Source organism: Stenotrophomonas testudinis, assembly GCF_024499815.1.
Taxonomy (GTDB): Bacteria; Pseudomonadota; Gammaproteobacteria; order Xanthomonadales; family Xanthomonadaceae; genus Stenotrophomonas.
Genome location: NZ_JAMOKY010000022.1, coordinates 1 through 10542 on the forward strand (window position 1 = coordinate 1; position 10542 = coordinate 10542).

Annotated in this window: 9 protein-coding genes; 4 read left to right on the forward strand and 5 right to left on the reverse strand. The window is 68.1% G+C overall.

Annotated features, from left to right (window positions below; translation table 11 throughout):
* Window positions 1-70: 70 nt before the first annotated feature.
* A complete protein-coding gene (locus tag NQ204_RS12735) occupies window positions 71-1525 on the reverse strand; it encodes an MATE family efflux transporter (RefSeq protein ID WP_256644046.1) in 1455 nt (484 codons plus the stop codon).
* A 62-nt stretch (window positions 1526-1587) separates the two neighbouring features.
* On the opposite strand from NQ204_RS12735, the gene NQ204_RS12740 reads away from it, so the two are divergent.
* From NQ204_RS12740 to NQ204_RS12750, 3 genes are all read left to right on the forward strand, one after another.
* The gene (locus NQ204_RS12740; RefSeq protein ID WP_108768216.1) at window positions 1588-1824 is read left to right on the forward strand and encodes a hypothetical protein; all 237 of its coding nucleotides are present in this window, start codon (window positions 1588-1590) and stop codon (window positions 1822-1824) included.
* Between the two features lie 9 nt (window positions 1825-1833).
* Window positions 1834-2241, forward strand: coding sequence for an RNA-binding S4 domain-containing protein (locus tag NQ204_RS12745; protein ID WP_108768217.1), 408 nt, complete (start codon window positions 1834-1836; stop codon window positions 2239-2241).
* Window positions 2242-2403: 162 nt separating this feature from the next.
* On the forward strand, window positions 2404-3597 hold the full coding sequence (locus NQ204_RS12750) for a glycoside hydrolase family 5 protein (RefSeq protein ID WP_256644047.1): 1194 nt from the start codon (window positions 2404-2406) through the stop codon (window positions 3595-3597).
* 94 nt (window positions 3598-3691) lie between these two features.
* Here NQ204_RS12750 and katG read toward each other — a convergent pair whose 3' ends face one another.
* The 4 genes from katG to NQ204_RS12770 all read right to left on the reverse strand — a co-directional run bounded on the left by katG (window position 3692) and on the right by NQ204_RS12770 (window position 9914).
* On the reverse strand, window positions 3692-5932 hold the full coding sequence (gene katG, locus NQ204_RS12755; protein ID WP_256644048.1) for a catalase/peroxidase HPI: 2241 nt from the start codon (window positions 5930-5932) through the stop codon (window positions 3692-3694).
* 146 nt (window positions 5933-6078) lie between these two features.
* Entirely contained in the window at window positions 6079-6687 is a 609-nt protein-coding gene (locus tag NQ204_RS12760; RefSeq protein ID WP_256644049.1) for a DUF937 domain-containing protein, read from the reverse strand.
* Window positions 6688-6814: 127 nt separating this feature from the next.
* On the reverse strand, window positions 6815-9406 hold the full coding sequence (mutS, locus tag NQ204_RS12765) for a DNA mismatch repair protein MutS (RefSeq protein WP_256644050.1): 2592 nt from the start codon (window positions 9404-9406) through the stop codon (window positions 6815-6817).
* A gap of 115 nt (window positions 9407-9521) precedes the next feature.
* A complete protein-coding gene (locus tag NQ204_RS12770) occupies window positions 9522-9914 on the reverse strand; it encodes a barstar family protein (protein WP_256644051.1) in 393 nt (130 codons plus the stop codon).
* Window positions 9915-10060: 146 nt separating this feature from the next.
* On the opposite strand from NQ204_RS12770, the gene NQ204_RS12775 reads away from it, so the two are divergent.
* On the forward strand, window positions 10061-10423 hold the full coding sequence (locus NQ204_RS12775; protein WP_116864213.1) for a glycine zipper 2TM domain-containing protein: 363 nt from the start codon (window positions 10061-10063) through the stop codon (window positions 10421-10423).
* Window positions 10424-10542: the final 119 nt, after the last annotated feature.

Below are 10542 nucleotides of genomic sequence, written 5' to 3' on the forward strand. Positions count from 1 at the left end.
CCCCCCCCCCCCCCCCCCCCCCCCCCCCCCCCCCCCCCCCCCCCCCCCCCCCCCCCCCCCCCCCCCGGCGCTACCGGGTTACCGCATCCGGATCCGCCACCGGTGACGGCGGGCACGCCGGAATTTCCGACGGCGTGGCCACGTGTTCTGCCGGCGGCGGGGTGATCATCTTGGCCTTGCGCCAGCCACCCCAGCGGTAATACGCCAGCGACAGCAGCATCGACACCAGCGAGCCGGCAGGGAAACTCCACCAGATCGCATCCGCGCCCCAGTACGGCTGCAGGAACTCGGCGAACGGCACGCGCACGCCCCACAGCGAGGCGGCCAGGATCAGCAGTGGCGGAATGACCGCGCCGGTGGAGCGCACCACGCCGGAAATGACGAAGCTGACGCCGAAGAACAGGAACGAGCCGATGACGATGTGGTTGAGATGGCGGGCGATCTGCAGCGATTCGCTGCCCTGCGGCAGGAACAGCGCCAGCGAATACTGATCCAGCAGCACCAGCGGCAGGATCAGCGCGCCGGTCAGCAGGAAGTTGAACAGAATGCCCTGGCGCGCGGTGCCGCGGACGCGGTCCCAGCGCTGCGCACCCACGTTCTGCGCGGCCATCGACGAACACGCCGCACCGATCGCCATCGCCGGCATCTGCACGTAGTTCCACAGCTGCAGCGACGCGCCATAGGCGGCGCCGGTGGCCGTGCCGTACTGGTTGACCATGGTCATCAGCAGGATGACCGACAGCGAGATCAGCACCATCTGCAGGCCCATCGGCACGCCCTTGACCACCAGCGCACGCAGGATGGTCAGGTCGAGCTTGAACAGGTGCATGTCGGCACGGCCCAGCCACAGTGTGTGCCGCTTGTGCCGCATGTACAGCAGCAGGCCGGTCAGCGACAGCGTCTGCGACACCAGCGTCGCCCACGCCGAGCCGGCGATGCCCAGTGCCGGGAACGGGCCGAGGCCGAAGATCAGCACCGGGTTCAGTGCGATGTCCAGCAGCACCGACACCAGCAGGAAGCGGAACGGCGTGCGCGAATCACCGGCACCGCGCAGGGCGGCGCTGAGGAAGGCAAACGCGTACAGCGTGGGCATCGCCAGGAAGATGATGCGCAGGTAAGCCTCGGCCAGCGGCAGCGAGGCCGCCGGCGTGCCCATCGCCGCCAGCAGCGGGTGGGCCAGGAACCAGCCGGCGACGGCGATGATCACCGACAGGCCGATGAAGAAGGTGGCGCTGGTGCCGACCACGCGCCGCGCCTGGGCGATATCACGCGCGCCGATGGCCTGGCCGATCAGGATGGTCGAGGCCATGCCGAAGCCGAACACCGAACCGATCAGGAAGAACATGATGTTGTTGGCGTTGGCCGTGGCGGTCAGTGCCGCCTCGCCGAGGTAGCGCCCCACCCACACCGCATTCACCGAACCGTTCAGCGACTGGGCGATGTTGCCCGCCAGGATCGGCAGCGCGAACAGCAGCAGGTTGCGGCCGATGGGGCCGGAGGTGAGGTCAAGCGGCGCTTTGGCCATGGGCTGGTGATCGATTCACGGGAGGCGCACACTAGCATCAAGCCGGTTTGCGGGGTGTGGCAATGCATCAACGACGACAGCTGGCGCGGCACTGCGTGGGGGCCTTGATCGTGGCCACGCTGGCCGCATGTTCGACGGGTGACCGGCTGGGCGATGCCCAGGTGCGGCCCGCCGACCGCGCTGAGTGCCTGGTCGGCAACCAGCGCCAGGACCTGGCGGGCACGCCGACGTTGATGGGGGGCAGTGGCTGCCGCACCGACCCCAGCAACCCGCGACCCCTGAACAAGCGCACGGAGTAGTACCTGCCGATGTCAGAGCTTTCCCCGCTGTCGCCCAGTGTCCGCCTGGATATCTGGTTGTGGGCGGCCCGTTTCTACAAGACCCGCAGCCTGGCCAAGCAGGCCATTGAAACCGGCAAGGTGGCCGTGGCAGGGCAGCGCCCGAAATCCTCGCGCGCGGTGCGCGTGGGCGAGCAGCTGCAGGTGGACCGCGGCGAGGAGCATTTCGAGCTGCAGGTGCTGGGCATCAGTGACCAGCGCGGTCCGGCGCCGGTGGCGCAGCAGCTGTATGCCGAAAGCGAAGCCTCCAAGGCGCGCCGTGCCGAGCAGCGTGCGCTGCGCATCGCCGCCCGCGATGGTTTCCAGCCGCCGGAGCACAAGCCGGACAAGCGCGCACGGCGATTGATCCGTGCGTTGGGTGATCTGGACGCGCTTTGACGGAGAGCGTGCGAACCAACGGTTCGCACCTACCGGAGCGGGCGGGTTACGCCCGCCACAGCGAGCGGTAGCGCCGGGCCATGCCCGGCGAACAGGCCGGCACTCAGCCAGCATTCGGTTTTCACCCCGCACGTTGGATCTTCCTCTTCATGGAAGACCCTCATGTTCCTGCGCCGCAGCCTGCTGTGCCTGGCCCTCGCCACCGCCGCCCCGGCGTTCGCCGCCGACATCACCTTCTGGGACACGCCGCAGCGCGGTGGCAACAGCTTCAACGAGAATCCGCCGGACCGGGCCTACTTCCAGGCGCTGCGCGACACCGGCGCGACCTGGGTGCGGCTGACCCCGGACAAGTGGAAAGGTGCCGGCGGCAGCGACTTTCTGATGGGCGATGCCGACCACTACCAGGGGCTGGTGCCGGCCGACGTGGCAACCCTGCGGCGTGCGCTGGATGACGCGGATGCCTCGGGCCTGAAGGTGGTGCTGGTGCCGTTGTCGCTGCCCCTGCTGCGCTGGAAACAGAAGAACAATGACGTGGTCGACCAGCGCCTGTGGCAGTCGATGAACAACCACCTGCCGGCGCAGCGCTTCTGGCACGACCTGGCCACGGCGTTGAAGGGACACCCGGCGCTGGCCGCCTACAACCTGATCAACGAACCGGCGCCCGAGTACGGCACCTCGCTGGCCGAGCATGCGTCACGCGCGGCGATGCAGCAGTGGTACGCCAGCGTCGAAGACGGCCCGCGTGATCTGCGCGCGCTGTACCGGGGGCTGATCGCCAGCGTGCGTGCGGTGGATGCGGACATGCCGCTGATGCTCGATGCCGGCTGGTATGCGGCGGCCGATGCGTTCGATTATTGGCCGGCGCCGCTGGACGATACGAAGCTGCTGTACAGCGTGCACATGTATGAGCCGTACGCGGCGACCAGTGCGCCCAACCAGAAGCGCGCCACGCCACACCGGTACCCGGCCGAGGTGCCGTTCGGCCCCGGGAAACAGCGTTGGGATGCGGCGCGCGTGCGCAGTTACCTGCAGCAGCCGATGGACTGGGCGAAGACCCATGGCATCGGCGCGAACCGGATGGTGATCGGTGAGTTCGGCTGCATGCGGCGCTGGCCGGACTGCGCGGCCTATCTGCGCGATGTGCTGGCGGTGGCCGAGCAGCAGCAGGTGCACTGGGCGTTCTATGCCTTCCGTGAGGATGGCTGGGACGGGATGGACTACGAGCTGGGCGACAAGGCGCTGCCGGGGGCGTACTGGCAGGCGGTGGAGAAGGGCGAGGCGGTGCCGCCGCCACGGTCGCTACAGGCGCCGTTGTTTGCGCCGATTTTGCAGCGGTTGAAAGACGGGGTGCGTTGAAACTTCAGCGGCTGCGGAGAGCGTGCGAACCAGCGGTTCGCACCCACGATAGCGGGGTAGCGCCGGGCCATGCCCGGCGACCACCCGCATCACCTCAACCGTGCAGGTCGTAGCGGTCCAGCTCCATCACCCGCGTCCAGGCGGCGATGAAATCCTGCACGAACTTCTTCTCGCCATCGGCGCTGGCATACACCTCGGCCAGTGCACGCAACACGGCATTGGAACCGAACACGAGGTCGGCACGCGTGCCAGTCCAGCGTGCGTGGCCATCGCTACGGCCGCGGCCTTCATAGCTCTCGCGGCCCGTGGCCTTCCACTGCGTGCCCATGTCCAGCAGGTTGACGAAGAAGTCGTTGCTCAACGTGCCCGCGCGCGTGGTGAACACGCCGTGCTTGCCGCCATCAGCATTGGCACCGAGTACGCGCAGGCCACCGACCAGGGCGGTCATCTCCGGTGCGGTCAGGGTCAGCAGCTGCGCCTTGTCGATCAGCAGCGCCTCGCCCGGCACGCTGTAGGCGTCCTTGAGGTAATTGCGGAAACCATCAGCCGCCGGTTCCAGCACCGCGAACGATTCGACGTCGGTCTGTTCCTGGCTGGCATCGGTGCGGCCCGGGGTGAACGGCACGCTCACCTCATGGCCACCGGCCTTGGCCGCCTGTTCGACGCCCACGCCACCGGCCAGCACGATCAGATCGGCCAGCGACACCTGCTTGCTGCCAGCGCCATTGAACTCGGCCTGCACCTTTTCCAGCGCGGCCAGCACCTTGGCCAGCTGCTGCGGCTGGTTCACCGCCCAGTCCTTCTGCGGGGCCAGGCGGATGCGCGCGCCATTCGCCCCACCACGCTTGTCCGAGCCACGGAAGGTCGAGGCCGAGGCCCAGGCGGTGAACACCAGCTCGGCGACGCTGAGACCGGTCGCGGCGATCTTCTGCTTCAGCGCGGCGATGTCCTTGGCGTCGATCAGCGGGTGCTTGGCTTCCGGCACCGGATCCTGCCAGATGAACGCTTCGGCCGGAATCTCAGGGCCCAGGTAACGCGCACGCGGGCCCATGTCGCGGTGGGTCAGCTTGAACCAGGCGCGGGCGAAGGCATCGGCGAAGGCCTGCGGATTCTCGAGGAACTTCCGCGAGACCTTTTCATAGGCCGGGTCCATGCGCAGCGACAGGTCGGTGGTCAGCATGGTCGGGCGGTGCTTCTTCGACGGGTCGTGTGCATCGGGGATGACCGCGTCGGCGTTCTTCGCCACCCACTGGTGGGCGCCGGCCGGGCTCTTGGTCAGTTCCCATTCGTTGCCGAACAGGATCTCGAAGAAGTCGTGGCTCCACTGCGCCGGGGTGCGCGTCCAGGTCACCTCCAGGCCGCTGGTGATGGTGTCGCCACCCTTGCCGCTGCCGAAGCTGCTGGCCCAGCCCAGGCCCTGGTTTTCCAGGCCGGCAGCTTCGGGTTCCTTGCCGACGTTGTCGGCCGGGCCGGCGCCGTGGGTCTTGCCGAAGCTGTGGCCACCGGCGATCAGGGCGACGGTTTCCTCGTCGTCCATCGCCATGCGGGCGAAGGTATCGCGGATGTCATGCGCGGCCAGCACCGGGTCGGGGTTGCCGTCCGGGCCTTCCGGGTTCACGTAGATCAGGCCCATCTGCACGGCGGCCAGCGGGTTCTCCAGCTTGCGCGAGTGCACGTCGCCGTCGGCATCGTCATCGGACACCAGCACGCCGTGGTCTTCCTGCACGCCCTCGGAGCCGTGCTTGTAGCGCACGTCGCCGCCCAACCAGGTGGTTTCGCGGCCCCAGTAGACGTCCTGGTCCGGCTCCCAGGTATCGGGGCGGCCGCCGGCGAAGCCGAGCGTCTTGAAGCCCATCGATTCAAGGGCGACGTTGCCGGTCAGGATCAGCAGGTCGGACCAGGAGATCGCCTGGCCGTACTTCTGCTTGATCGGCCACAGCAGGCGGCGCGCCTTGTCCAGGCTGACGTTGTCCGGCCAGCTGTTGAGCGGGGCGAAGCGCTGCTGGCCGCGACCGCCACCACCACGGCCATCGCCGATGCGGTAGGTGCCGGCACTGTGCCAGGCCATGCGGATGAACAGGCCGCCGTAGTGGCCGAAATCGGCCGGCCACCAGTCCTGCGAATCGGTCATCAGCGCCTTCAGGTCGGCCTTCAGCGCGGCGTAGTCCAGGCCCTTGAAGGCCGTGGCGTAATCGAAGCCCGCATCGAGCGGATTGGAGCGGCTGGAGTGCTGGTTGAGCAGGTCCACGCGCAGCTGGTTCGGCCACCAGTCGCGGTTGGTCGTCGCGTCACCGACGACGGCGTGGTTGAACGGGCACTTGGCTTCGCTTTTCATGGATGTCTACCTGTGGACTGGCGAAAGGTCGAATCGGGGGAGGCCTGACCACCATAGGTGGCGCCTACTGATGGGTAAATTCGATTGATTCAACCGAAGTGATAGTGGCGACCTATCAAGGGCAGGGCTTGGACCGTTGTGCGCGATCAGCGCTTGAGCAGGCCGGCGCCGAGCTTGAGCAGGTCGCTGGCGCCGAACTGGCCGTCGCCGTCCTGGTCGAGTGCGCCACCGAGCAGGCTGCCAAGGCCGCCGCCGGCGTGCTGGGTTTCCTGGCCGAGGGCCGAGCTGAGTTCGCCGGCATTGCCCTGCTGGGCGAAGCGCTGAGCGAGGAACGACATGACGATGGGGGCGAGGATGGCCAGTAGCTTCCCGGTGGTGCCGCTGTCCAGGCCGGTCTTCTGGCCGAGCAGTTCGGCCGCCTGCGGCTGCTGGCCGCCGAACACATGGCCGAGGATGCCGGCGCCGTCGGTCGCGCCACTGCCGCCACCACCCATCACTGCGCCGAGGATGCCGCCCAGGTCGAAACCGCCACCGCCGCTGCCCAGGTGGTCGCGCTGCAGCGCATTGAGCAGGGACTGCGCGCCCTGCGGTTCACTGGCGTTCTGGCCCATGGCGCCCAGCAGCAGCGGCAGGGCGCTGCCCACCGCCTGGGTGGTCTGGCTGCTGTCCAGGCCGAGCTGCTGGGACACCTGCTGCAGGCCTTGCCCCTGCTGCAGCTGCTGGAAGAGGGACGCGGCGAGGGATTCGGTGTTCACGGCGGTCTCCGTTCTGTGAAGGAATTACCGCCCGAGCATAACGCCGGGTATACGACGGAAATGCGAAGGCAGCCGAGCGTGGGCTCGGCTCTACAGGGGTAGCGCCGGGCCATGCCCGGCGGCGCGGTTACAACAACGTCTTCAACCGGTACAGCGCTTCCAGCGCCTGCTTCGGGGTCAGCTCGTCCGGGTCGATCGCGGCCAGCGCTTCCTGCGCCTTGCTGGCCGGTGCGCTGAACAGGCCGAACTGCTGCGGTGCATCCAGCGCCTGCGGCGAGACCTCGGCGGCATGGCTTTCGCCACCGCGCTGTTCCAGCTCTGCCAAACGACGGCGGGCCTGGGCCACGGTCGCGCGCGGCAGGCCGGCCAGCGCGGCCACCTGCAGGCCGAAGCTGCGGTTGGCCGGGCCGTCCTTCACTGCGTGCATGAACACCAGCGCTTCGCCATGCTCGACCGCATCCAGGTGCACGTTGGCGATGCCGCTGCGGCCGCCTTCGTGCTGCTCGTCGGCCAGCGCGGTCAGTTCGAAGTAGTGGGTGGCGAACAGCGTGTAGCAGCGGTTCTGGTAGGCCAGGTGACGGGCCACCGCATCGGCCAGGGCCAGGCCGTCGTAGGTGGACGTGCCACGGCCGATCTCGTCCATCAGCACCAGCGAATGCGCGGTGGCGTGGTGCAGGATGTAGCTGGTCTCGGCCATTTCGACCATGAAGGTCGATTGCCCGCGCGCCAGGTCGTCACCGGCACCGATACGGGTGAGGATGCGGTCGATCGGACCGATCAGCGCGCGGCTGGCCGGCACGAAGCTGCCGATGTGGGCCAGCAGCACGATCAGCGCGTTCTGCCGCATGTAGGTCGATTTACCGCCCATGTTCGGGCCGGTGATGACCAGCATGCGACGGTCCAGATGCAGGTCCAGGTCGTTCGGCTCGAACGGCTGTTCGCGCACGGCTTCGACCACCGGGTGGCGGCCGCGTTCGATCTTCAGGCAGGGCTCGGCCTGCAGTTCCGGGCGTGCCCAGTCCAGCGCCTGCGCGCGTTCGGCGAAGGCGGCCAGCACGTCCAGTTCGCTGAGCGCGGCGGCGCACTCCTTCAGTGGTTCCAGCTGGCCACCGAGGGTGTCCAGCAGCTGCTCGTACAGGTACTTCTCGCGCGACAGCGAACGGTCGCGCGCGGACAGCACCTTGTCCTCGAAGGCCTTCAGTTCCTCGGTGATGTAACGCTCGGCATTGGTCAGCGTCTGCCGGCGGGTGTAGTGCACCGGCGCGCGGTCGGACTGGCCCTTGCTGATCTCGATGTAATAGCCGTGCACACGGTTGTAGCCGACCTTGAGGGTGGCGATGCCGCTGCTCTCGCGTTCGCGCTGTTCCAGGTCGACCAGGAACTGGTCGGCGTGGGTGGACAGGCGGCGCAGTTCATCCAGCTCGGCGTCGAAGCCATCGGCCAGCACGCCGCCATCGCTCAGCTTCAGCGGCGGCATCTCGGCGATGGCACTGGCCAGCAGGTGCGCGCACTCGTCGTGCTCGCCCAGTGCAGCGTGCAGGGCCTGCAGGCGCGGCGAATCCAGCGGCGCCAGCACCTCGCGCACGGCCGGCAGCAGGCCCAGGCCATCGCGCAGGGTGGAGAAATCGCGCGGGCGCGCCGAGCGCAGCGCTACGCGGGTGAGGATGCGTTCCAGATCGCCGAGGCGACGGAACTGCTCGCGGATGTCGGCGTCGCTGCCGCGGTCGATCAGCGTTTCCACTGCATGGTGGCGCTGCACCAGCACCTCGCGCAGGCGCAGCGGGCGGTGCAGCCAGCGGCGCAGCAGGCGGCCGCCCATCGGCGTCACCGTGCTGTCGAGCACGCCCAGCAGCGTGTTGCGGGTGTCGCCGTCCACGCGCGTATCCAGTTCCAGATGACGGCGGGTGGCGGCATTCATCGCGATCGCCTCACCGGCGGTTTCCATCGCGATCGAGGTCAGGTGCGGCAGGCGCTGCTTCTGGGTTTCCTCGACATAGCCGAGCAGGGCGCCAGCTGCGGCGGTGGCGCGCGCCTTGTCATCGATGCCGAAACCGCTGAGGTCGTGCAGTTTGAAGAAGGCCAGCAGCTGGCGGCGGCCGCTGTCCGCATCGAACAGCCACGGCGCACGGCGACGTACGCCGGTGCGCTGGCGCAGGAACTCGGGCCAGTTCTCTTCGTCGGGCACCAGCAGCTCGGCCGGCTCCAGGCGGGCCAGTTCGGCTTCCAGCGCATCGTCGGTCTCGACCTCGTTGACCAGGAAACGGCCACCGGCCAGGTCGGCCCAGGCCAGGCCGTAGCCCTGCCTGGTGCGCGACAGGGCCATCAGCAGGGTGTCGCGGCGCTCATCCAGCAGCGCCTCGTCGGTGACCGTGCCGGGGGTGACGATGCGCACGACCTTGCGCTCGACCAGGCCCTTGGCCAGGGCCGGGTCGCCGATCTGTTCACAGATGGCCACCGATTCGCCCAGCGCCACCAGGCGGGCGAGGTAGCCCTCGTAGGCATGCACCGGCACACCGGCCATCGGGATGGGCGCGCCGCCGGAGCTGCCGCGCTGGGTGAGGGTGATATCCAGCAGCCGCGCCGCCTTGCGGGCGTCGTCGTAGAACAGTTCGTAGAAGTCGCCCATGCGGAAGAACAGCAGCAGGTCCGGGTAGTCGGACTTGGCTGCGAAGAACTGCTTCATGAGCGGGGTGTGCTCGGCGGACTTGTCTTTGGACATGGGACTCGGAAATCGGGGCAGGCGCCCGCGCCGGGAGGGCGGCAGGCAGCTGCAGAACGGGAACAGGGGTGTCCATGGTAACGGGTAGGGTGGGGACGGGGGCCACCGGCGATCTCTACTCCAGCCGCAACGTGATGCGCGGGTGGCTGGCGAAAATCTCCATCACGATCTCGAAGTAGGTCTGGCCTTCGCCGCGTTCCAGCGCATCCAGCTGGCGGCGGATCACATCGGCGCTGAAGGTGCCGGGCTGCTGCAGCTTCGCCTGCAGCCAAGTGCAGGTCGCGTCCATGCCCAGCGCAACGCGGCTGAGATCGGCATCGCGCCAAGCCACCGTTGCCGTCGCGTGCCCCCGCAGTACGCCGTAACCGGCGTACAGCAGGTCGTCCAGCGCATCCAGGCTGGAGCCGAGCTGCCAGTCTTCGCCTGCCATGAACACGCGGTTCATCTCGGCATAAAAGCTGTCTATGTCGGTGATCGCACGTCCGTCGATCTGCAGCTGCAGGGGCATGCACGCACTGTAGGGCACGCGGTGCAAACGCCAACGTCGCAACGCTGAACGTCGCATGGCCGGTCATGCGCCGACGGCCGATATTTCACCTTCAGTTGGCGCTGCGGCCAGGAGACTGGACCTACATCGAATCACAGGAGATCGCCATGAATACCTCCCTTCGTGTTTTGCTGCTCGGCAGTCTGATGGCGGCTTCCTCGGTCGCCAGCGCACAGAGCTATGGCCCGCGCGATGAAGGTCGCAAGTTCAACGATGGCAGCCGCGTGGTCTGCAAGAACGTGGAAGTGCAGCGCAACTCGCGCGATCCGAACCGCATCGCCGGTACTGCCACCGGTGCGGTGGTCGGCGGCCTGCTGGGCAACCAGGTGGGTGGCGGCAACGGCAAGAAGCTGGCGACCGTCGCCGGTGCCGTGGCTGGCGGCGCCGCCGGCCGGCAGATCCAGGGCAACCACCAGAACAAGACCGGTGACCGCGTGGTCGAGCGCCGCTGCGAGCGCGTCTACCGCTGAATACCCGCACGACCTGATACCCGCTCCCTTCCACGATGCGGTACCTCGAACGCCGGCCCCTTGGGTCGGCGTTCGCCGTTGTGGGAGCATATCGCGAAGCGCGGCGCGGACCCTATACT

What these genes read in the sequence shown, in the direction of transcription:
- NQ204_RS12740 (WP_108768216.1), top strand. Translation starts at nt 1,588, where the DNA reads ATGCATCAACGACGACAGCTGGCGCGGCACTGCGTGGGGGCCTTGATC.
- NQ204_RS12775 (WP_116864213.1), top strand. Translation starts at nt 10,061, where the DNA reads ATGAATACCTCCCTTCGTGTTTTGCTGCTCGGCAGTCTGATGGCGGCT.
- NQ204_RS12750 (WP_256644047.1), top strand. Translation starts at nt 2,404, where the DNA reads ATGTTCCTGCGCCGCAGCCTGCTGTGCCTGGCCCTCGCCACCGCCGCC.
- NQ204_RS12770 (WP_256644051.1), bottom strand. Translation starts at nt 9,914, where the DNA reads ATGCCCCTGCAGCTGCAGATCGACGGACGTGCGATCACCGACATAGAC.
- NQ204_RS12745 (WP_108768217.1), top strand. Translation starts at nt 1,834, where the DNA reads ATGTCAGAGCTTTCCCCGCTGTCGCCCAGTGTCCGCCTGGATATCTGG.
- katG (WP_256644048.1), bottom strand. Translation starts at nt 5,932, where the DNA reads ATGAAAAGCGAAGCCAAGTGCCCGTTCAACCACGCCGTCGTCGGTGAC.
- NQ204_RS12735 (WP_256644046.1), bottom strand. Translation starts at nt 1,525, where the DNA reads ATGGCCAAAGCGCCGCTTGACCTCACCTCCGGCCCCATCGGCCGCAAC.
- mutS (WP_256644050.1), bottom strand. Translation starts at nt 9,406, where the DNA reads ATGTCCAAAGACAAGTCCGCCGAGCACACCCCGCTCATGAAGCAGTTC.